Origin of the sequence: Alloalcanivorax xenomutans (assembly GCF_032810065.1) — a bacterium.
GTDB lineage: Bacteria > Pseudomonadota > Gammaproteobacteria > Pseudomonadales > Alcanivoracaceae > Alloalcanivorax > Alloalcanivorax xenomutans.
The window spans coordinates 2,291,157-2,311,782 of sequence record NZ_CP136538.1 but is presented as its reverse complement, the minus strand read 5'-3'; the positions used below and the strand labels follow the sequence as shown (position 1 = coordinate 2,311,782).

At 63.7% G+C, this 20,626-nt stretch carries 18 protein-coding genes; 13 read left to right on the top strand and 5 right to left on the bottom strand.

Going from position 1 to position 20,626, the window contains the following annotated elements:
* Nucleotides 1–10: 10 nt before the first annotated feature.
* Nucleotides 11–790, top strand: coding sequence for a ParA family protein (locus tag RYH70_RS10745; RefSeq protein WP_317009110.1), 780 nt, complete (start codon nucleotides 11–13; stop codon nucleotides 788–790).
* Nucleotides 783–1,193, top strand: a complete 411-nt coding sequence (locus tag RYH70_RS10740; protein WP_026949264.1) for a YkvA family protein — start codon at nucleotides 783–785, stop codon at nucleotides 1,191–1,193. Before RYH70_RS10745 ends, RYH70_RS10740 begins: the two co-directional genes overlap by 8 nt.
* Before the next feature lie 172 nt (nucleotides 1,194–1,365).
* On the opposite strand, the gene RYH70_RS10735 is transcribed toward RYH70_RS10740, so the two are convergent.
* Nucleotides 1,366–2,487, bottom strand: a complete 1,122-nt coding sequence (locus RYH70_RS10735; RefSeq protein WP_063139531.1) for an alpha/beta fold hydrolase — start codon at nucleotides 2,485–2,487, stop codon at nucleotides 1,366–1,368.
* A 123-nt stretch (nucleotides 2,488–2,610) separates the two neighbouring features.
* On the opposite strand from RYH70_RS10735, the gene RYH70_RS10730 reads away from it, so the two are divergent.
* From RYH70_RS10730 to RYH70_RS10715, 4 genes are all read left to right on the top strand, one after another.
* Nucleotides 2,611–3,081 (top strand): PaaI family thioesterase, encoded by a 471-nt coding sequence (locus RYH70_RS10730; RefSeq protein ID WP_035451564.1) that lies wholly within the window; start codon nucleotides 2,611–2,613, stop codon nucleotides 3,079–3,081.
* Nucleotides 3,081–3,533, top strand: a complete 453-nt coding sequence (locus RYH70_RS10725; RefSeq protein WP_014994689.1) for a PaaI family thioesterase — start codon at nucleotides 3,081–3,083, stop codon at nucleotides 3,531–3,533. The genes RYH70_RS10730 and RYH70_RS10725 overlap by 1 nt, the downstream gene beginning before the upstream one ends.
* Before the next feature lie 180 nt (nucleotides 3,534–3,713).
* On the top strand, nucleotides 3,714–4,826 hold the full coding sequence (locus RYH70_RS10720; protein ID WP_063139533.1) for a ferritin-like domain-containing protein: 1,113 nt from the start codon (nucleotides 3,714–3,716) through the stop codon (nucleotides 4,824–4,826).
* A 158-nt stretch (nucleotides 4,827–4,984) separates the two neighbouring features.
* A complete protein-coding gene (locus RYH70_RS10715) occupies nucleotides 4,985–6,247 on the top strand; it encodes an MFS transporter (RefSeq protein WP_022995005.1) in 1,263 nt (420 codons plus the stop codon).
* 73 nt (nucleotides 6,248–6,320) lie between these two features.
* On the opposite strand, the gene RYH70_RS10710 is transcribed toward RYH70_RS10715, so the two are convergent.
* On the bottom strand, nucleotides 6,321–6,986 hold the full coding sequence (locus RYH70_RS10710; protein ID WP_022995006.1) for an OmpA family protein: 666 nt from the start codon (nucleotides 6,984–6,986) through the stop codon (nucleotides 6,321–6,323).
* A 213-nt stretch (nucleotides 6,987–7,199) separates the two neighbouring features.
* Between RYH70_RS10710 and RYH70_RS10705 the strand changes: the two genes are divergently transcribed.
* From RYH70_RS10705 to RYH70_RS10690, 4 genes are read left to right on the top strand one after another with little or no spacing between them, the layout of a single operon-like run.
* The gene (locus RYH70_RS10705; protein ID WP_317009109.1) at nucleotides 7,200–8,804 is read left to right on the top strand and encodes an FAD-binding oxidoreductase; all 1,605 of its coding nucleotides are present in this window, start codon (nucleotides 7,200–7,202) and stop codon (nucleotides 8,802–8,804) included.
* Entirely contained in the window at nucleotides 8,801–10,312 is a 1,512-nt protein-coding gene (locus RYH70_RS10700) for a glycerol-3-phosphate dehydrogenase/oxidase (RefSeq protein ID WP_063139534.1), read from the top strand. The genes RYH70_RS10705 and RYH70_RS10700 overlap by 4 nt, the downstream gene beginning before the upstream one ends.
* Nucleotides 10,309–11,871: an FGGY-family carbohydrate kinase gene (locus RYH70_RS10695; protein WP_022995009.1), complete on the top strand. Its 1,563-nt coding sequence runs from the start codon at nucleotides 10,309–10,311 to the stop codon at nucleotides 11,869–11,871. Before RYH70_RS10700 ends, RYH70_RS10695 begins: the two co-directional genes overlap by 4 nt.
* Nucleotides 11,872–11,915: 44 nt before the next feature.
* On the top strand, nucleotides 11,916–12,389 hold the full coding sequence (locus RYH70_RS10690) for a MerR family transcriptional regulator (protein ID WP_022995010.1): 474 nt from the start codon (nucleotides 11,916–11,918) through the stop codon (nucleotides 12,387–12,389).
* A 124-nt stretch (nucleotides 12,390–12,513) separates the two neighbouring features.
* Here the strand turns inward: RYH70_RS10690 and RYH70_RS10685 are convergent, their stop codons facing one another.
* Nucleotides 12,514–14,358, bottom strand: coding sequence for a cation:proton antiporter (locus RYH70_RS10685; RefSeq protein WP_080530968.1), 1,845 nt, complete (start codon nucleotides 14,356–14,358; stop codon nucleotides 12,514–12,516).
* A 561-nt stretch (nucleotides 14,359–14,919) separates the two neighbouring features.
* Between RYH70_RS10685 and RYH70_RS10680 the strand changes: the two genes are divergently transcribed.
* A complete protein-coding gene (locus RYH70_RS10680; protein ID WP_022995012.1) occupies nucleotides 14,920–16,098 on the top strand; it encodes a multidrug effflux MFS transporter in 1,179 nt (392 codons plus the stop codon).
* 130 nt (nucleotides 16,099–16,228) lie between these two features.
* On the opposite strand, the gene RYH70_RS10675 is transcribed toward RYH70_RS10680, so the two are convergent.
* Both RYH70_RS10675 and RYH70_RS10670 read right to left on the bottom strand, forming a co-directional pair.
* Complete coding sequence (locus tag RYH70_RS10675) at nucleotides 16,229–18,676, bottom strand: ABC transporter permease (protein ID WP_317009108.1); 2,448 nt, start codon at nucleotides 18,674–18,676, stop codon at nucleotides 16,229–16,231.
* Nucleotides 18,669–19,343 carry an ABC transporter ATP-binding protein gene (locus RYH70_RS10670; RefSeq protein WP_022995014.1) on the bottom strand — a complete coding sequence of 225 codons (675 nt, stop codon included), beginning with the start codon at nucleotides 19,341–19,343 and terminating at the stop codon, nucleotides 18,669–18,671. Before RYH70_RS10670 ends, RYH70_RS10675 begins: the two co-directional genes overlap by 8 nt.
* Here RYH70_RS10670 and RYH70_RS10665 point away from each other — a divergent pair.
* A complete protein-coding gene (locus RYH70_RS10665) occupies nucleotides 19,342–19,956 on the top strand; it encodes an arylesterase (RefSeq protein WP_317009107.1) in 615 nt (204 codons plus the stop codon). The two genes, RYH70_RS10670 and RYH70_RS10665, sit on opposite strands and share 2 nt — an antisense overlap.
* Entirely contained in the window at nucleotides 19,953–20,567 is a 615-nt protein-coding gene (locus tag RYH70_RS10660) for a DUF924 family protein (protein ID WP_055100007.1), read from the top strand. The genes RYH70_RS10665 and RYH70_RS10660 overlap by 4 nt, the downstream gene beginning before the upstream one ends.
* Nucleotides 20,568–20,626 lie beyond the last annotated feature (59 nt).

The window sequence follows — 20,626 nt, the reverse complement described above, 5'->3', positions numbered from 1 at the left end:
AGGTATATTGATGCGAACAGTGGTGTTCAACCGCAAAGGCGGTGTCGGTAAATCCAGTATCACCGTCAACCTGGCCGCCCTTGCCGCCAGCGAAGGCCGCAAGACTCTGGTGGTGGATCTCGATCCGCAATGTAATGCCAGCCAGTATCTGCTTGGCATGGAGGCCTATCGGGGCGAAGACGGGCCGGCCCCCAACATCGGCTCGTTCTTTGCCCAGACACTGTCGTTCAAGCTCAAGGAAAAAGCGCCGCGGGAATATGTGCACACCACCCGTTTCGAGAATCTGTATGTGCTGCCCGCCAACGGTGAACTGGGCGAAGTGGAACACCTGCTGGAATCCAAGCACAAGATCTACAAACTGCGCGGTTTGTTAAAGACCCTGGCGCGGGAGTTCGATGCCATCTACGTGGATACTCCGCCGGCGTTCAATTTTTATACGCTTTCGGCGCTGATCGCCTGCGACCGGGTATTGATTCCGTTCGACTGTGATGCCTTCTCAAGAAAGGCGCTGTACTCGTTGCTGGAAAACATCCAGGAAACCCGGGAGGACCATAACGAGGACCTTTCCGTGGACGGCATCGTGGTTAATCAGTATCAGCCCCGTGCCCGCCTGCCACAGGAACTGGTGGCGCAGCTGCAGGAGGAAGGGCTGCCGATTCTCAACAGCCGACTGTCCGCCAGTGTCGCCATGCGGGAATCTCACGACAAGGCGTTGCCGCTGGTGCACTGGAATCCGCGTCATAAACTCACCGATGAATATCGGGCGCTGTACCGGGAGCTCTATGGCTGAATCCACCTGGCGCCGCGCCCGGCAACGGGCCGGCCGTGTACTCAAGTCCCCGCTGGCCAGCCAGCGTCTGGCCGCCGCCAGTGCCGCCAAGGCCTGGGCCAACCGTGACCGTTTGGGCGAGGCCTGGGACAAGCTGCAACTGGCTGGAGGCATGCTGCGGGACTGGTCCCTGCGACGTTATCCCGAGGCGCCCTGGGCCACGCTGATCACGGTGGCGGCGGTATTGATCTATTTCCTGATGCCGCTGGACGCGGTGCCGGACATGATTCTCGGTGTCGGGTTGCTGGATGATCTGGTGGTACTCAATCGCGCCTGGCGCTGGATCGGCTCGGACCTGGAGAAGTACCGGCTGTGGCGGGACGGTCAGGACCCGGAAGGTAGGTCAGCCAATCGCAGCTCGTGAGCCACTACCGGCCGGTGCTGGGAACATAAATTCAGAGAGGTCTACGAAGCCGCTGTGGGAGCTTACCTGCAAGCGAATCCAGGAGCCCCGGGAACCCATTCGCTTGCAGGCAAGCTCCCACAGCGGCTTCGTGGCCGGGGGGATTCGAAGCGAGCGGTGATTCCAGCGCTTTTCACCCCCGCGCGGCCAGCCAGTCGGCGATGATGCGCCAGGTATGGGCCGGGGCCTTGCTGCCGGCAAAGACGCCGGCATGACCGCCCGGCGCTTCCTCAAAGCGCTTTTCGCTACTGCCCACGACCTTGAGAATGTCCCGCGCCGCGCGCAGGGTGACGATACGATCACTGGTGCCGCCGATGGCCAGCAGGTCCTGGGTGACATTGGCGAAGTCCACCTCATGGTCGGCCAGTTTGATACGACCGTCGGCCAGACTGTTGGCCAGAATCAGTTTCTCGATGACCTCTCTGACCACCGCGCCGGGGTAATCCACCATGTCGTTGAACCACTGCCCCATGGTCATGTATTCGGTGAGGTAGTCGCGGTCGGCGGAGTTGCGCCATAAATCCACGTAGGACTGCACCAGCCCCGGCGGATTGGTGAGCTTGAAACCCCAGGACAGCAGGTTGGCGGGAATGTGGAACAGCTTGCTGTCCAGCGGCTCCAGGCGCACCTGGAACCAGTCATGCACCTGCATGGCGGGGATCGCCGCGAGGCTGAAGACGGCGCCGAACGGACCGCTTTTGTGGAAGTTCACCGGGCTGGCTATGGTGGCCAGGCTGTGCACCGGCGCGCCTGGGTGACCGCCCAGGTACATCAGACTGAGCAGGCCGCCCATGCAGTAACCGAGCAGATTGATTTCCCCGGCGCCGGTATGGTCGCGCACCGCTTCCACCGCCGCCGGCAGCCAGTGATTAACGTAGGTGTTCAGGTCCAGCTCGCGGTCCGCCTTGGAGGGCTGGCCCCAGTCGATCAGATAGACGTCATGGCCGCGCGCCATCAGGTAACGGACCATGGAGCGGTTCGGCATCAGATCGAAGGTCCAGCAGTGGATCCCCAGTGCCGGAACCAGCAGCAGCGGCCGGCGGTGCTTGCGCCGCTCCACTGGAATCATCTCGTCGCCGGCCGGAATACGCGCCATCGGCGGCAGGCTGTAGTGACGAACCGACATGATGCCGTCCTGGTAAATGCGATCCCAGGGCGTTTTATCGGTTTGGATGAAACGGCGCGGGTGACGCCGGCGTTCCATCGCCAGGCCCAGGGCGCGGGCGCCGTTCTTCAGGGAGAAACGAGGTGACATGCAGGGCTCCAGACTGCCGGATCCAGTGGTGAAGGTCGCCACCGGCATTTGCCATTGGCGCTTTTCAGCGCTAAAACAAGGCGTTAAGCTTGCCGCGCCTTGACCATGGGAGCATTGGCCGCCGTGACAGATTCAGCCGTACCTTACACCCGAATGGACGTTTGCAAACGTTCCCTGGAAACCGTGCGCCACTCGCGCATGCTGGGCCTGGAAGTGCTCAGCGCGGAAGAGGAGGGCGTGCGACTGCGCCTGCCCTGGCGCGAGGATCTGGTGGGCAATCCGGACACCGGCGTGCTGCACGGCGGCGCTGTTTTTGCCCTGATGGACCATGCCGGCGGCATGGCCAACAGCTGCCGTCTGTACCCGGCGGTGGAAATCACCCCGACCATCGATTTGCGTATTGATCACCTGCACGCGCCAACGCCGGGTAAGGCGGTGATCTGCGACGCCACCTGCTATCGCCTCAGTGCCCATGTCACTTTCGTGCGCATGACCGCCTGGGAGGAAGGCGACGAGCAGGGCGAACCGGTGGCCACCGGTCAGGCCACCTACACACGTATGAAACTGGACAGAAGCGGGCGGGTGGCATCCTGATGAGCGACACATTGAAAGCATTGGTTCAGGCCTGCCGGGCCGGTGAAGCGGATTACCAGGATCTGATCGATCGGGTGCCTTACGCCCGTTTCCTCGGCATCCAGGTCCTGGCCCAGGGCGAGGAACTGACGTTCATTCTGCCCCGTAACGAAAACAACCTGGGCAACCCGACCCTGCCGGCATTGCACGGCGGTGCCGTGGCCGGGTTCATGGAACAGGCGGCGATCATCTTCATCTTGCTGCAGATGGGCGAGCCGCGGGTGCCGAAGACCATCGACTTCACCATCGACTATCTGCGGGCGGGGCTTTATCAGGACACCTTCGCCGAATGCCGGGTCACCCGTCTCGGCCGGCGCATCGCCAATGTGCACATCAGTGCCTGGCAAAAGAACCGGGAAGAGCCGATTACCATTGCCCGGGCCCACTTTCTTCTTTCCGATGAAAATGCTTGAGAATTCTTCCCTATCTCTTTGATAGGAAAGGGTAAAAGGCAATAAGTTAAAGTCATTTCTAGTTGTGATTTGGCGACATTTCCGGCGGCAGATTGTCATTGCCTGACATTGCCGCCGGTGTCCGGCCCGACTAGCTTGGTGAGAGCGTCCCAGCTGAGTAAAGCCACAAGGAGCCTCATCATGCGCATCAAGGAAATGGCATCCCCGCCGTCGGACATCACTTACTACGAAAGCTGGGATGGTCCCGGCAGTGACGATCTGGAGGAGCGGCTCACGCCCGCCCACGTCCAGGATGTGGTGGAAATCTTCCAGACCCCGCTCACCGGCCACTACAACTGGGACTACAGCAGTGCCGATGGTCGTATCCGCAAGCTCTACCGGCTCGGTAAGGAGCTCAACTGGAACGCGGACATGGATGTGGACTGGTCACGGAACTTCCCGAAATCGGAAGTACCGCTGGATCAGAAGCTGAACCCGTTCTACGACTGGGAACCGTTCGCCACGCTGCCGGACGAGGAAAAACTGCGCTTTGGCTGGCACAACCTGGCTTGGATGCTGGCTCAGTTCGTGCATGGAGAGCAGGGTGCCTTGCTGGTGGCCTCGCAACTGGCCAGCTGCGCGCCGACCTATGACGCCAAGCTTTACGCCGCCAGCCAGACCTTTGATGAAGCCCGGCATGTGGAGGTGTTCACCCGCTATCTGCAGGAAAAGATCGGTATTTTCTACCCGGTCAACAAGCACCTGAAATCCCTGCTCGACAAGATTTTGTCCGACCCGCGCTGGGATCTGAAATTCATCGGCATGCAGATCATCATCGAGGGGCTCGCCCTGGCCGCCTTCAACACCCTCAAACTTACCGCCCAGGATCCGCTGCTGCGGCAGATCATTCAACTGGTGGTGCGCGACGAGGCCCGCCACGTCACCTTTGGCGTCAACTACCTGGAAGACTTCGTGCAGACCCTCACCGAGCAGGAGAAGGAAGAACGGGCCCAGTTCGCCTACGAAGCCTGCGTGGTGATGCGCGAGCGGCTGATCGCGGTGGAGGTGTTCGAGGAGTTCGGCTGGGATGTGGAGCAGGCGCGTGAGAAGGCGCTGGCATCGGCGTTGATGGCGCAGTTCCGCAATCTGCTGTTTACCCGCATCATCCCCAACCTCAAGCGTATTGGCCTGCTGACCGAGTCGGTAAGGCCCAAATTCGAGGCTCTGGGTATTCTTCAGTTCGAGAATCTGGTGGACGACGGTGAAGTGGACTGGGCGGAGCTGTCCCGGCCGCTTTACGAAGAGGTTTCCTGAGATCGGCGCCGATTCGCTGGCGGCTCGGCTTCCCGTGGAAGAGGCCACGGAAAGCTGGCTTACCAGCGAATCGCCACCTCATTCGTCACCCCCGGTTACCAAAGGAGCAATTCGGCTGACGCAAAGGGTGCTAACATAGCCGTTTTTCGGAGGACCCCATGCCCGCCGCGTCGCCTGCCGCCCGTTCCCCGGCATTCGTGCAAACCCTGCTGCTCGCCGCCGTCGGTGTCACCGCGTTAGGCCAGACCCTGGTATTTACCTTGCTGCCGTCACTGGGCCGTTCCACCGGGCTGGCGGAGATCCAGGTGGGGCTGATCATCAGTTGTTCCTCCCTGGCTTTTGCTTTGGCCAGTCCGATCTGGGGGTACCTGAGCGAGCTCTACGGGCGTCGGCCGGTATTGATCATAGGGCTGACCGGCTATGCGGTTGGCACCGTGTTTTTCGCCGTGGTGTTCCATCTCGGTCTGAAGGGCTGGCTCACTGGCGGTGCCCTGGTGGCTTGTCTGGTGGTGGCGCGGATGAGCCAGGCGGTGATCATGGCCGCCACGCCGCCCTCGGCGGCGGCTTACACCGCGGATATCACCGCCCCGGAAGCGCGTACCCGCGGCATGGGTCGAATCGGCGCGGCCAACAATCTGGGCACGGTGCTGGGACCGGGTATTGGCGGCCTGCTGGCCGCGCTGACGCTGATTCTGCCTCTCTACCTGGTCGCCGGCGTGGTGGCCTGCATGGCTCTGCTGATTTTTCTGTTGCTGCCGCCATCCCCTTATCGCACCCAGGCGCCGGACACGCGCGTGCGCAGTGTCATGGCCACGGGGCTGCGGGCTTACACCGACCCCCGTTTTCGTGATCTGCTGATCACCGGTGTGGTCCTGTTCATGAGCTTTGCACTGGTGCAGCAAACCCTGGGGTTTCTGTTTCAGGACGCGCTGCACATGTCGCCATCCGCCGCCGCCGGGGCCTTGGGCACGGCGATGATGGCGGCGGCGGTGACCTCGCTCACCGGGCAAATTCTGGTGGTGCAGTGGTTGCGCGCGCCAGCGCTGGTCCTGCTGGGTATGGCGGTACCGTTGATCGGTGCCGGTGCCCTGCTGTTATGGCTTTTCGACCAGCGTCTGGCGTTGACCGTGGCGGTGATGCTGGTGGGGCTGGGGATCGGTTTCGGCATGCCGGCGATCATGGCGCTGGCCAGCCTGCGCGTGGACAGTTCCGAGCAGGGCCGGGTGGCGGGGCTCGCCAGTGCCTGTCCTTCTCTCGGATTCATCATCGGCCCCTTGACCGGTACCGCGCTGTACAGCATCGATCACCGTTTCCCGTACATCATGGTGGCGGTATTGATGGTGCCGCTGGCGGTATTGGTGTGGCGGTTGCGGCGGCGGACGGAAATCTCGCCGAAGACGGACGTGTCCGGCGAAGACTGAATCGTAGCGATGGGGCGCGAGGGGAACTCCGGCTGCGCGATGGCGCAACCGGAGCAGGGGACGGGCTTACTGCTTACTTAGTGTACGGCAGCAGAGTCAGTTCAACCCGGCGGTTCTGTTCACGTCCCTGGGCGGTGCCGTTATTGGCGATCGGTTGGGTCTCGCCGAAGCCCACCACGTCCAGGCGCACGGTCTCAACGCCGTAACTGCTCAACACATTGGCCACGGATTGGGCACGTTGCTGGGACAGCAGCAGATTGTAGCGTTCGCCGCCAGTGCTGTCGGTGTGACCGGCCACCTGGATCATGGTGGACTTGTACTCCTTGAGCACTTCACTGACGGATTCCAGCACCGGACGGAAGTTGCTCTTCACATCGGACTGGTCGGTGTCGAAGGTTACGTTGCCCGGCATGTTCAGGATGATGTTGTCACCGCTACGGGTCACCGATACGCCGGTGGCCTGCAGTTTGTCCCGCAGCTTCTTCTCCTGAACGTCCATGTAATAGCCCACGCCGCCACCGGCCACGGCGCCGATGCCCGCGCCGGCCAGCGCCCGTTCCTTGCGTTCCTTGGCATTGTCCGACGTGGCGATACCGATCAAAGCCCCGGCTACCGCGCCGATGGCGCCACCCGTGGCCGCCTTGCTGGTTTGTTTTTCGCCGGTGTAGGGGTTCACGGTGCTACACCCGGCCAGAGTGATCGCGGCGGCAAGCATGGAACAACCGAGGATGCGTTTCATTGTGTCTCCTTATTATCTCGAAATCTGGATCAGCCTGATCCAAGGTACCGTAATCGTGGGACTGTACCATAGTGTTCCGGTAAAAAGCGGTAAAGCGTAGCGGTTCCGGAATGAGGAATGGAGCCGGCGGCGGCCGCTTTTGGCGTGGCCGGCCGGTGCAACGGTGACAGCGACCGATTACCATCGGGGGCAGACCAGAACAGGGAATCCACTATGCGTCGATGGAATGGGTGGGGGGATGAAGCCACGGAGTTTCCGTTGCGTGCCTCCGCCGTGCGCTTCTTGCGTCAACGGATCGGTAAAGGGCGGCCGCTGGCCGACGCCGATCTGGATCAGGTGATCGAGTCGGTACCGCGGAGCCGTCTGCCGGAGCACCCGCTGGTGGACCGCTCCCCGGAAATCCGGGTCCGCCATGCTCGCGGGCAAAGTCTGGGGGACTGGCTGGCGATGCGTTCGGGACAGTTCGGGGTGTTTCCGGATGGGGTCGCCCGGCCCTGCGACAGCGACCAGGTCCGGCAGGTGCTGGACTGGGCGCTGGCGCAGGGCGCGGTGGTGATTCCCTATGGCGGCGGCACCTCGGTGGCCGGCCACATTAACCCGCCGGTGGATGACCGTCCGGTGCTGACCCTGAGCCTGGGCGCCATGGACCGGCTGTTGCGGCTGGAGCCAGAGAATCGCCTGGCGCGTTTCGGTGCCGGCACGCCGGGGCCGGCGTTGGAAGCGCAACTGCGTGAGCACGGTTTTCGTCTCGGCCACTATCCTCAGTCCTGGGAATTGTCCACGGTGGGCGGCTGGGTCGCGAGCCGTTCCAGTGGCCAGCAGTCCCTGTTGTATGGCCGCATTGAGCAGTTGTTCGCCGGCGCCCGTGTCGAAACGCCTTCCGGCAGCTGGCGTTTGCCGACTATCCCGGCGTCTTCCGCCGGTCCGGATGCCCGCGAATGGCTGCTGGGCAGCGAAGGGCGGCTGGGTGTCATCACCGAGGTGGATGTGCGTATCAGCCCGCTGCCGGAATTCGAACAGTTTTACGTGGGCTTCTTGCCGGACTGGGAGCAGGCCCGGGAGTTGGCGCGCCGCCTTGCCCAGGACCGGCCATCGCTGTCCATGGCGCGTTTCTCCAACGCCGAGGAGACCCGCACCCAACTGCGCCTGGCGGCGTCACCTCTGGCGCTCTCCGCGCTCAACCGTTATCTGTCATTGCGCGGCTGCGGCAACGGACGCTGCATGGTGACCTTCGGCGCCAGCGGTGATACCGCGTTCTGCCGCGCCGCGGTGAAACGCGCTTCGGCTCTGGTGCGGGCACACGGCGGCGTGATGGTTGGCAAGAGTCTGGGCAAAAAATGGGAACACGCCCGCTTCCGCTCCCCGTATTTGCGCCACGGTCTGTGGGAGCATGGTTACGCGGTGGACACGTTGGAAACCTGCGTGGAATGGTCCAAGGTCGACGACACCGTGAGCGCCATGGAAAACGCCATTCACGCCCATGCTGGAGAAGGGGAGAAGGCTCTGGTGTTCACCCATCTGTCCCATCTCTATCCGCAGGGCTCCAGTATTTACACCACTTATGTGTTCCGCTGCTCTCCGGACTACGAGCAAACCCGGCGACGCTGGTGGGCGATGAAGGAGGCGGCCAGCGACGCGCTGGTGGCTCGCGGGGGCACCATCAGCCATCAGCACGGGGTGGGGCGCGATCACCGTGGCTGGTTGAGCGAGGAAAAAGGCACCCAAGGGCTGGCGGCATTGCGCGCGCTGGCCGCTCATTTCGATCCCTCCGGACAGCTCAATCCCGGCTGTCTGGTGGCGGAGGAGGACCGGCCATGACACTGGGACCACGACCGACGCTAACGTCCCTGAGCGAGCACAACTGGGATCTGATTGTTATCGGCGGCGGCATCACCGGCGCCGGCGTCCTGCTGGAAGCCGCGCGCCTGGGCTACCGGGCCCTGCTGCTGGAGCAGGCCGATTTCGCCTGGGGCACCTCGAGCCGATCCTCGAAAATGGTCCATGGTGGATTGCGTTACATTGCCCAGGGGCAGGTGCGGTTGACCCGTGATGCGTTGCGCGAGCGGGAGCGTTTGCTGCGTGAACTGCCGGGGCTGGTGGAAAGGGCCACCTACCTGTTCCCGCTGCGCAAGGGGCGTTTCCCCGGGCGCTGGCCGATGACCGCGTTGCTTGGCGTCTACGACTTCCTGGCCGGCATCCGTGACCGCGCCTTTCTGAGCAACGAGGAACTGTTGAAGCGAGTGCCGGGGCTGGATGACCAGGGACTCGGTGGCGCGCTCAGCTACACCGACGCGCTCACCGACGATTGCCGTCTGGTATTGCGAACCTTGCTGGAAGCCGCCCGCTATCAGGGGCGGGCGATGAATTACGCGCGCGTCACCGGTGTCTCCCGTGGCGACGGTGACGCTGCCACGGCACCGTTGCGGGTGGCGGTGCGGGATCTGACCGATGACACCACGGCGACACTCACCGCCCACGCCGTTATCAATGCCACCGGCGCCTGGGCCGGACAGCTTGGTGGCGACGCGGAGCGGATCCGGCCGCTGCGGGGCAGCCATTTGTTCTTTTCCGCCGAGCGGCTGCCGGTACGGGACTGCCTCACCGTGCTGCATCCACGTGATCAGCGCCCGGTGTTCATTTTTCCCTGGGAAGGGGTGGTGTGTGTCGGCACCACCGATCTGGACCATCCGGAAGATCTGAACCGGGAACCGCGTGCCTCGGAGCAGGAAATGGATTATCTGCTGGAACTGCTCAACCAGCAGTTTCCGCGCGCCGGCCTCGGCGCCGGGGACGTACTGTCGTCCATGGCCGGAGTACGCCCGGTGATCCGCTCCAGCCGCGCCGGCAAGCCCTCCAGCGAAAAACGGGACCACGCGGTGTGGGAGCACGACGGCGTGATCTCGGTGAGCGGCGGCAAGCTCACCACATTCCGGCTGATTGCCCTGGACGCGCTGCTGGCGGCCGGCTTGCTGGACCGTACCGGCTGGCGCCGCGCCCGGCACAGTAATGTCCCGTTGTATGCACCGATTCCGGAGGCACCGGTTCAGGTGGATGAGTTCCTGCACGGCGATCAGGACGACGACGCCTTGCTGTCCTGGTGCCTGGAACACGAAGCCGTGGTGCATCTGGATGATCTGCTGCTACGCCGTACCCGCCTGGGGTTGCTGCGGCGCGATGGTGGTTTGTCGCTGCATGACCGCCTGCAGGGGCTGGCCGCCGACAAGCTGGGCTGGGACGCGGTGCGCTGGCAACAGGAGTGGCAACGTTACCGGCGTCTGCGCGATGAGTATTACGGCGTCCCGGGCAGGTTGGCGGAGGCGTCGTGAGCGCGCCACTGCTGCTGGCTCTCGACCAGGGCACGCAGAGCGCCCGGGCGCTGCTGTTCGATGCCCGTGGTCAGCTGGTGGCGAGGGCGCGGCAGCCGGTGGAGCCCTATTGGTCCGGGCCGCCCGGCGAGGCGGAACAGGATGCGGAGCATTTCTGGTGGGGCCTTGGCGAAGCCTGCCAGGCGCTGTGGCGTGCCCACCCGCAACTGAAAGAACGGGTGCAGGCGGTGGCGCTGACCACGCAACGGGCCTCTGTGGTATGCCTGGATCGGGAGTATCGGCCGTTACGGCCAGCGATAATCTGGCTGGACCGGCGCCGTGCCGCCGATTATCCGGAATTGCCCTGGTACTGGCGCTGGGGCGTCGCTTTGTTGGGGCAGGGCGGCACCTTGCGCCAGTTTCGTGGCAAGGCCGAGTGCAACTGGCTGGCCGAACGCGAGCCGGAGCTGTGGCGGCGCACAGAACATTTCGTGTTGCTGTCGGGGTTTCTGACCTGGAAGCTGTGCGGGGTCTTGAAAGACTGTACCGCCAGCCAGGTCGGCTACCTGCCATTCGATTACCGGCGCCGGCAATGGGCCCGGCCCGGCGACCTCAAATGGCAGGCTCTGCGGGTACGGCGTGAGCAATTGCCGGAATTGGTGCCGCCGGGGCAACCACTGGGCCGGATCAGCGCCGAGGCCGAAGCCCACACGGGCATCCCCGCCGGTCTGCCGCTGATTGCCTGTGGTGCCGACAAAGCCTGCGAAGTGCTCGGCTCCGGAGCGCTCAGCCCGGATATCGGCCATGTCAGCTACGGCACCACGGCTACTTTCAACACCAGCAATCGCCGTTATGTGGAACCGTACCCGTTCGTTCCCGCCTACGGCGCCGCGGCACCGGATTACTACACTTCGGAAATCATCGTGCAGCGCGGGTACTGGCTGGTGGAATGGTTCAAGCGCGAGTTCGCGGCGGAAGAAGTGCAGCGTGCCGAGCGCCAGGGTGTGGCGGCGGAGGCGTTGTTTGACGAATTGCTGGACCAGTCACCGCCGGGGGCGCTGGGGCTGATGCTGCAGCCGTTCTGGAATCCCGGCGTGCGTTTCCCGGGGCCGGAGGCCAAGGGTGCCATCCTCGGGTTCGGTGACGCCCATGACCGAGCCCACCTGTACCGGGCCATCGTCGAAGGGATCGCCTACGCGCTCAAGGATGGCCAGGAGCGGCTGCAAAAACGCAATCGAAGCCCGGTGCGCGAGCTGCGTGTTTCCGGCGGCGGCTCGCAAAGTGACCGCATTTTGCAGATCACCGCCGACATCTTTGATTTACCGGTGGTGCGCCCCCATACCTTTGAGACTTCCGGGCTCGGCGCGGCCATCAATGCCGCCGTGGGGACCGGACTGTACCCGGATCACGAGCGGGCGGTGGCGGCGATGACCCACCCGGGACCGCGCTTCGAGCCCCGCGCCGGCCATCGTGACACCTATCAGCAGCTGTATCATCGGGTCTATCGGCGTATTTATCCCCGCCTGTCGGGGTTGTACCGGGAGATCCGGGCCATCACCGGCTATCCGGCGGACCTGTGAGCGGTCCGAGGCCGTTAACCGTTGATCCACCAAGGGAGAACACTATGCGCGTGACGGATCTGGCACGCCGTGCGGACACCACCACGGAAACCGTGCGTCACTACACTGATCTGGGATTGCTGGCGCCGCGCCGTAATTCGCACAATGGCTACCGGGAGTACGGCGCCGAGGATTTGCGCCGGCTGCGCTTTGCCCTCAAGGCCCGCAGTCTCGGCTTTACGCTCAGTGATGTATCGGAGTTGATGTCCGCCAGCGGCGCCGGGCAGACGCCTTGCCCGCGGGTCCGTGATTTGATCGAGACCCGGCTCGGTGAGGTGGAAGAGCGCATCCAGGAATTGCAGGCGCTGAGTCAGCGTATGCGCCAGGCAATGGCGGCCTGGGAAAACACGCCGGATCGCCATTTAGCCGACGGCCGGGTATGCGGGCTGATCGATTCCTTCGAGCGGATTGGCGAGGAGGTGGCGCCTGTCGTCCGTGACCATCGCGAGAATATGACGTCCACCCCCATCAGGGGTTAGCGGCTGTGGGAGCTTGTCTGCAAGCGAATGTTGCCAAACGCTTGAGCGAAACCTCATTCGCTTGCAGGCAAGCTCCTACGCGGCTAAAGATTGGCTGTTCCTGTTTTTTCGCTGTCAACCGCTCTCACCCAGGCAGGGCGGAGCCGTTGTCACCGTTGCTTTTTTCCTTCGCCGCTTCCTTGGCGTCGTCCTCGCGGATCAGACCAAACAGCGACCAGCCGGATTTCGGTTCAGGGCGGCTGTTGGCGCTGAAAACATGGATGCGATCACGGGTATCCACCGCGAACAGCGGCCATACCTGGCGATCTTCCACCTGCAGGTAGGCGGCGTAATCGAATTCGTCGGTGAGCCGCGTTTTGCGCACTTCGGCACCCTGACTGATCAGGCTGGCGAGCCGGGCGTAGGTGAGATCCTCGTCGAATAACGTGCCGCCGCGATGTTGGGAGGCAATCTCGTGCTTTTCTTCCTTATCGCCGGACCAGGGCAGGCTGTAGACGTTGCGCTCGCCAAATTCCAATCGATAGCGCATGGTCGCCACCGCGTTCATTTCCCGCCGCGGGCTCATCGCCAGCAACTTGCCGTAGCCCACCAGATCCAGGTACTGGTCGGCGTGGCTGGAAACCGCGTTACCGTAGTAAGTGGCCAGGCCGGCCATCCGCGCCGCGCGGATGTTCTCCCAACTGGAATCGGTGACCATGGCCGGAAAGCCATTCTGATTGAGCGCCTTGCCGATGGCTCGCGCCACCGGGTTGGCGCCGATGATGAGGAAGCCGCGCGGGGCCGGTTCCGCCACTTTCAGCAGGCGCGCCAGAGGCCGCGCGGTCAGACTCTGCAGCGCCACGGTGCCAATGATTACCGAGAACGTCAGCGGCACCAGCAACTCGGCGCCTTCCACGCCGTTACTTTCCAACCGCTCCGCGAACAGCGCGGAAACCGCCGCGGCGACAATGCCACGCGGCGCGATCCAGGCGAGCAGCGCTTTCTCCCGCCAATTGAGTTTGCTGCCGAGAGTGGACACCCAGACCGACAACGGCCGGGCCACCAGCTGCACCACCAGCAACACCACCAGGGTGGCGCCGCCCAGTTGCGCCAACTGGGCCATGTCCAGGCGGGCGGCAAGGACGATGAACAGCACCGAAATCAGCATCACCGACAGATTCTCCTTGAAGTGGAGGATATCGTCGGTACGCACGCCCTTGAGGTTGGCCAGCACGATACCGGTGGCGGTGACCGCCACCAGCCCGGATTCCTCGCCAAGCCAGTTGGCCAGCACGAACTCGCCCACCACCACGGACAGCACCAGGAAGCTGCGCAGGTATTCCGGCACCAAGTGACGCTTGAGCAGGAAGGCCAGCATGAACGCCACCACGGAGCCGATCACCACGCCCAGCACCATGGACTGGGCGAACAACCACAGGCCGTGCAGCAGGGCACCCTGGCCGGTGGCCGCCACCAGCTCATAGGCCAATACCACCAGAACGGCGCCAAGCGGGTCGATGACGATGCCCTCCCAGCGCAGTAACCGCGACACACTGCTGACCGGCCGCACGCTGCGCAGCAGCGGAACGATAACGGTGGGGCCGGTGACCACCACCAAGGCTCCGAACAGCAGCGCCATATCCAGCGGCAGCTCGAGAAAGTACCAGGTGGCGGTGGTGACCACCGCCCAGGTGACCAGGGCCCCCCAGGTCACCAGTCGGCGTACGGTGCGCTCCAGACCGCGTATTTCATCGAATTTGAGGGTGAGCGCCCCTTCAAACAGGATGATCGATACCGCCAGGGACACGCTGGGCAGCAACAGATCCCCGAACATGGCTTGGGGATCAATCAGCCCGAGGCCGCCACCCAGCAGCAGACCGGACAACAGAAGCGGCAGAATCGCCGGCAGCTTGAGGCGCCAAGCGCCCCATTGGCACAGAAAGGCCACCACCACGATCAGGGCAAGCTGGATCGGAAGAGTCAGTTCCATGAACATCCTTTTACTGGCTTGGGGGTGCCCGGTGGCCCGGGGCATTTGCGCAAGTGTAGGGCCTGACCGGTCGTATCGGAACCGTCCACGACCACTGATTTTTCAATGGTTGGTGATTCCTCCATGACGGATCGGATGGATTCCGCCGCGAAGCTGGGGAAATGGTGCCGCCGGTGTTAGGGCCTGTTCATGCTATTTTCGTCCCGCCTGTTGCGGCTAAAACGTCACCAATCCAGGCGCGAGGAGAGAAGTTTGGTCGTTCCAAATGAACGACGAGTAACGTAGAGTGGTGACGTTTTAGCCGCAACCCGAAGGGCTGGAGCCCTTTTTACCTCCCGCGTCGTTGTCGGTTACTCATTTGGAATGACCAAACCGCGCGCCCTCCGCCTAGCTGGAGGCAAAAAGGGCATCCAGCAGACGGGATGAAAATAGCGTGAACAGGCCCTGATCTTGTGACCGCCCGGCCACGCTGGCCGGCGTCGCGCACCCCGCTTATGCCCTTGGCGAACCCCGTGAGACCCGGCGGGTGAGGGACGCCGTTCGCCAAAAAACGGAGCCTGTATGTCTGTGATTTCCCCCACGCGCCTGGCGATCATGCTGGGTAGCCTGGTGGCCCTCGGGCCGCTGGCCATCGACACCTATTTGCCGGCGTTGCCGACCATGGCCGATGACTTCGGCGTGGCGGTGCACGCGGTGGAGTTGTCGGTGAGTTTCTATGTGATCGGGGTGGCGCTGGGGCAATGGCTGGGCGGCCCGTTGTCCGATCACTTCGGGCGCAAGCCGGTGGCCTATGTGGGGTTGTTGGTATTCTTCCTCGCCAGCCTCGCCATCGCCGTCACCGAGAGTGTGCGGATGCTCTATCTGCTGCGGGTGGTACAGGCCGTCGGTGGCGGCGCCACCGTGGTGATCTGTGCTGCTTCGGTGCGGGATCATTTTACCGGCCCGGATGCCGGCAGGGTGCTGACCACCATTGGCCTGGTGATGCTGATGGCGCCGTTGCTGGCGCCGGCCATCGGCGCCGCTTTGCTGAAGCAACTGGGCTGGCAGAGCATCTTCGTGTTCCTGGCGGCTTATGCGGTGGTGGCGGTGCTGGTGTTGCGGTTCGCACTGCCCACGGTGGTGCCGAAAGTGGATCCGGAGCCGTTGCGCCATCGCATGTTCGCGGCCTATGGCCGGGTGTTGCGGCAACGGGTGGCGATGGGGTTCATCCTTGCCAACAGTCTGGGCTTCTCCGCCATGTTCATCTTCATCACCGACGCGGCGTTCCTCTACATTGATTATTTCGGTATCGACGAAACCCGTTTCCCGATCTATTTCGGATGCAACATTCTCACCATGCTCAGCCTTAACCGGCTCAACGTATTGTTGCTGCGCCGCTATCGCGGTGCCGACATTCTCGGCGTGGCGCTGGTGATTCAGACGTTGTCGGCGCTGGCCCTGCTGGTGCTGACGCTGACCGGAACCCTGTCGCTGTGGAACACGGTGCCGTTGATCATGATGGTGGCGGGAATGGGCGCGCTGATCATCCCCAACGCCATCGCCAGTTTCCTCGCTTATTTCGACAGCGATTCCGGTGCCGCCACCGGCCTCAACGGCTGCCTGCAGTTTTTACTGGCGGGGCTGATCGGCACCGGACTGGGCATGATCCATGATGGCACCCCGCTGCCGATGACCGGACTGATGGCGGCCACGGCGCTGGCGGCATTGGGATGCTATTGGGGCCTGGCGCGGCGGAGTTGAGGGCCGCTGAACGCCAAGCATTTTCTACGAATGCCGCTGTGGGAGCTTGCCGGCAAGCGAATGGGCTCGCGGCTCAAAAGATTCGCTTGCAGGCAAGCTCCCACAGCGGCTTCGTAGTGCGGTCGATGTTTTAACCGCTCAACCGCGCCAGTGGCGGGCCGGTGCGATGGGGCAGAACCCGCTGCACCGCCAGCCACGGCAGCACCACCGCCCAGGGCAGCAGCATCCACGGAGACAGCGGCAGGTCACCGTCGAACATACGCTGGCCCAGAGGCCACAGCGCCAGAAAGTGCAGCACCAGTGCGAACACGGCGGCACCGCCCATCAACCAGAGCTGTTCAATCGTCGCCACCCGCCGCAGCAGCGAGCGGCTGCCGCCGAGCACGCGCAACAGGGCGTCGTCCTTGCGCCGCTGACCGCTGCCGGCGAGCCAGGCCGCGGCCATGACCAGGACGCTGCTGGCCAGCAGCAACGCGGCCAGGGCCAAGGCCGCGCGGCTGGCTTGGGTGATCAGAGCCTGGGCCTGCCCCAGCAGCGCGTTCACGTCCAGCAAGGTGATTTGAGGAAAAGCGCGGATCAGATCGGGCAGGGCGCCGCTGCCGGCCTCGTCCAGATAGAAACTGGTCAGCCAGTAGCGATCCTCGCCGTCCAGCGTCCCGGGGCTGAACATGAAGTAGAAATTAGGTTGAAAACTTTCCCAGTCCACCTCCCGCAGACCAACGATGGTGGCGCTCAGTTCGCCGGAGACTCCGGTGAAACGCAGTTGGTCGCCCACCTGCAGGCCCAGGGACGCGGCCAGTTCCGATTCCACCGAGACCTCGCCGGGCTGTTCCGGGTCGAGCCAGCGCCCGGAGGCGATCTGGTTGCTGGTGGGCAGGGTGTCACCTTCGGTCAGGGACAGGTCCCGGTTCAGGGCCCGCTCACCCTGTTCGCGATCATCGCTTTCCTTGGTTACCGCCTCGCGTACCGGCTGTCCGTTGACTTCCACCAGCCGGCCACGCACCACCGGATACAACTGTGGCGTTTCCGCGCCATGACGATCCAGCCATTGCCGGAACGCCGGCAGATCCGGCTCGAACAGATTCAGCACGAAATAGTTGGGGGCCTTTTCCGGCAGCGTGGCGCGCCATTGGCTCAGTAATTGCTGACCCACGTGACTGGACATGGACATGATCGCCAGCGCCAGCACCAGCGCCGACAGCATCGGCAGGGTGGTCAGCGGACGTCGGGACAGTCGCCGCAGGGCCAGCCTGGGCGCCAGTGGCCAGCGGTCGCCGAGGCGGTCGGCAAGGCGCAGCGGCCCCCACAGCAACAGGGGCAGGCCCACTGCCACCGCCACCATCAGCCCGAGCAACTGGAGCAACTCCATCAGTGAGCCGGACAGCACCATGGCCACCAGTACCGGTGCCGCCAACGCGCCAATCAGGTTGAGCCCGGTGCGGGCCACTGGCGCGGACGGTTCCGGTTGCAGGATCTGACGGGGCGGCAGATCCGCCAGCCGCCACAAACGGGGCAGGGCGAACCCGGCCCAGATCACCAGCGGCGCCAGCGCCAGCAGCAACCAGCTGCCCGGGCCCGGTTTCCAGGCCAGGGCATCGCCGAGCCACTGTTGCAGAGCCAGAAACGCCGCTACCGCCAGCGCCAGCCCGGCCAGCATGGCCGGCAACAGCGCGGTCAGCTCGCGCGACAGAATCCAGCGCAGCACCGTGGCCCGGGAGGCGCCGAAAGTCTTCATCACCGCGCTGCGCCGGGCCTGCTCAAGACTGCGCACACCGGCGGCCAGATAGACCGCGCCGCCGCACAACAGCACCACCATCATCACCGCCAATTGCCCCCAAAGGGTTAACTGGCGCAGCGGCCCCATGGAGCGTAATCCGGCGTTGTCGCGGGTTTCCAGTTCCTGGTTGGCGGCCAGTGTCGGAGTCAGCTGTTCGATCAGAGGCGCCATCATCTCGCCCGGCGCGCGCAGGTGCAGCTTGTAACGGGCCCGGGTGCCGGGGCCGATGACGCCGGTGCCCGGTACGTCGGCCAGATTCATCAGCACGCGCGGATTCATGCTGTAGAAACCGGCGCCCTGATCCGGCTCCTGTTCCAGCACGGCGGTGATCCGCAATGGCAGGTCGCCGATGGTGACGGTATCGCCGACCTGTTGTTCCAGCCGGTCGAGAGCGGTACCGGCCAACCACACTTCACCCGGGGCGGGACCATGATCCACCCGTTGCGGGTCGGTGAAACGTTGCCCGGCCACCGCCACGGAACCATACAGAGGGTAGCCCTGGTCCACCGCTTTGACACTGGCCAGCACAAAGATGTCGTCGCGCACCAGTACGCTGCTGAAGGTCAGAGTGTTGGCACTGGCAAGATCGCTGACCATGGCTTTTTGCTGATCGCTGGGCGGGGCACTGCCTTCCAGCACCAGATCGCCGCCAATGGCCTCGGCGGTGCGGGTGGCGAAGCGGTGTTCCAGCTCGCCGCGCAACAGCACCACGGTGGCGATGGCGAGCGTGGCCACCATCAGCGCCAGCGCCTGGATCCGGAACGCCGGGGAACGCCAGGGGCGCAGCAGTCGTTCAGTCACCGAGACGCCCCTCCACCAGTTGCCGGTGGCGCGCGCAATGGGCGGCCAGTTCCGGATCATGGGTGACCAGTACCAGGGCGGTGCCGTGATCGCGGTTCAGACTGAACAGTAACCCGGCGATTTGTTCCCCGTTGGCGCGATCCAGGCTACCGGTAGGTTCGTCGGCGAACAGCACCCGCGGCGCCATGGCGAAGGCCCGGGCCAGAGCCACCCGTTGTTGCTCGCCGCCGGACAACTGCGCGGGAAAATGATGTTGCCGGTGCTCCAGGCCGACCCGTTGCAACCAGTGACGGGCTTTGTCGCGGGCCTGGCGGTCGCCGGCGATTTCCAATGGCAGCATGACGTTTTCCACCGCACTGAGGTCGGCGACCAGATGAAAGGACTGAAACACGAAGCTGCAATACTGACCGCGCAGGGCCGCCCGGGTATCCTCGTCCTGGTCGCTGAAAGGCTGTCCGGCCAGCGTTACGTTGCCGCCGGAAGGTACATCCAGGCCGGCCAGCAGAGAGAGCAGGGTGGATTTACCGGAACCGGAAGGCCCGGTGATGGCCAAACTGTCACCGGCGGCGATCTCCAGATCGATACCGTGCAGCAAGGTCAGATCGCCTTCCGGAGCGACCACCGTTTTGGTTAACCGTTGAGCCACGAGTACAGGGGAAGAAGCCATGTCGAGGTGCCTGTTGGTCATACTGTTGTTCCTCGCGCCTTTACTGGGCCGCGCGCAGGGCATCGTGGTGCTGGGTGACAGCATCAGCGCCGGCTACGGTCTGCAAGAAACGGAGGGTTGGGTGCACCTTCTCGGACAACGACTGGCAAGTCAATGTTCCGCGATGCCGGTGATCAATGCATCGGTGAGCGGTGAGACCAGTGATGGTGGTGTCAGTCGTCTGCCGGCCTTGCTGGAGCGGCATCAGCCGGATGTCCTGGTGCTGGAGTTGGGCGGTAACGACGGCCTTCGTGGTTTGCCGCCGAGCCGTCTGGCCGGCAATCTGGAAAAGATGGTGTCCCTTGGCCAGCAGGCCGGGGCCCGGGTGGTGCTGCTCGGAATGCGCATTCCTCCCAATTATGGTCGTGCCTATACCGAACGTTTCGAGGCGGTGTTCAAGCAGGTGGCGGAGAACAACGCGCTGCCCTGGGTGCCGTTTTTCCTCGACGGCGTGGTGGAAGCGGGCCAGATTCAAGGCGACGGCATTCACCCCACCGCCGAGGCCCAGCCCACTCTGCTGGATAACGCCTGGCCGGTTTTGCGGGAAGTATTACCGAAGGATTGCCAGCAATGATGAATTTCGATGTGCCCTACAACGATATCCTGGACTTTTGGTTTGATGGACTGGATCAGGGGGATTGGCCGCCAGGCGAGTGCGAGCGGCGATGGTTCTCCGGCGGCGCCGCTGTGGATGCACGTATTCGCGAGCAATTCAGTACTCGTCTGCAGGCGGCGCTGGACCGGGAACTGGTGGCCTGGGAGCGCCATCCCCGCTCCCGGCTGGCACTGATTCTGTTATTGGACCAGTTCAGCCGCAACATCCATCGTGGCGAGGCGGCGGCCTTCGCTGGTGACCATCAGGCGGTCACGCTGACGTTGGAAGGCATCTCCACCGGCATGGAAAGCGGTCTTCCCTGGGCCGGGCAGGTGTTCTTCTACATGCCGCTGATGCACGCAGAGGACCTGGCGCTGCAGAATCAGGGCATCGCCTGCTTCCGCTCCTTGCTGGAGCGGGTGCCGGAACATCTGAAAAGCAAAATTGAAAACAACCTGAAGTTCGCCGAGGAACACCGCGACATCATCGCCCGCTTCGGCCGCTTCCCCCACCGCAACGAAGCGCTGGGCAGGGAGAGCACGACGGAGGAGGCGGTGTTTTTGGAGAATGCTAAGCGATATGGACAGTGAAAAGCAGGGAACAGTGAAGAGTGAACAGTTAATAGCTGCGCGAAATACGTAACCTTGCT

Excerpts from the sequence above, each read along its gene's own strand:
- RYH70_RS10745 (WP_317009110.1), top strand. The coding sequence starts at position 11 with ATGCGAACAGTGGTGTTCAACCGCAAAGGCGGTGTCGGTAAATCCAGT.
- RYH70_RS10740 (WP_026949264.1), top strand. The coding sequence starts at position 783 with ATGGCTGAATCCACCTGGCGCCGCGCCCGGCAACGGGCCGGCCGTGTA.
- RYH70_RS10735 (WP_063139531.1), bottom strand. The coding sequence starts at position 2,487 with ATGTCACCTCGTTTCTCCCTGAAGAACGGCGCCCGCGCCCTGGGCCTG.
- RYH70_RS10725 (WP_014994689.1), top strand. The coding sequence starts at position 3,081 with ATGAGCGACACATTGAAAGCATTGGTTCAGGCCTGCCGGGCCGGTGAA.
- RYH70_RS10720 (WP_063139533.1), top strand. The coding sequence starts at position 3,714 with ATGCGCATCAAGGAAATGGCATCCCCGCCGTCGGACATCACTTACTAC.
- RYH70_RS10715 (WP_022995005.1), top strand. The coding sequence starts at position 4,985 with ATGCCCGCCGCGTCGCCTGCCGCCCGTTCCCCGGCATTCGTGCAAACC.
- RYH70_RS10710 (WP_022995006.1), bottom strand. The coding sequence starts at position 6,986 with ATGAAACGCATCCTCGGTTGTTCCATGCTTGCCGCCGCGATCACTCTG.
- RYH70_RS10705 (WP_317009109.1), top strand. The coding sequence starts at position 7,200 with ATGCGTCGATGGAATGGGTGGGGGGATGAAGCCACGGAGTTTCCGTTG.
- RYH70_RS10700 (WP_063139534.1), top strand. The coding sequence starts at position 8,801 with ATGACACTGGGACCACGACCGACGCTAACGTCCCTGAGCGAGCACAAC.
- RYH70_RS10690 (WP_022995010.1), top strand. The coding sequence starts at position 11,916 with ATGCGCGTGACGGATCTGGCACGCCGTGCGGACACCACCACGGAAACC.
- RYH70_RS10685 (WP_080530968.1), bottom strand. The coding sequence starts at position 14,358 with ATGGAACTGACTCTTCCGATCCAGCTTGCCCTGATCGTGGTGGTGGCC.
- RYH70_RS10680 (WP_022995012.1), top strand. The coding sequence starts at position 14,920 with ATGTCTGTGATTTCCCCCACGCGCCTGGCGATCATGCTGGGTAGCCTG.
- RYH70_RS10665 (WP_317009107.1), top strand. The coding sequence starts at position 19,342 with ATGTCGAGGTGCCTGTTGGTCATACTGTTGTTCCTCGCGCCTTTACTG.
- RYH70_RS10670 (WP_022995014.1), bottom strand. The coding sequence starts at position 19,343 with ATGGCTTCTTCCCCTGTACTCGTGGCTCAACGGTTAACCAAAACGGTG.
- RYH70_RS10660 (WP_055100007.1), top strand. The coding sequence starts at position 19,953 with ATGATGAATTTCGATGTGCCCTACAACGATATCCTGGACTTTTGGTTT.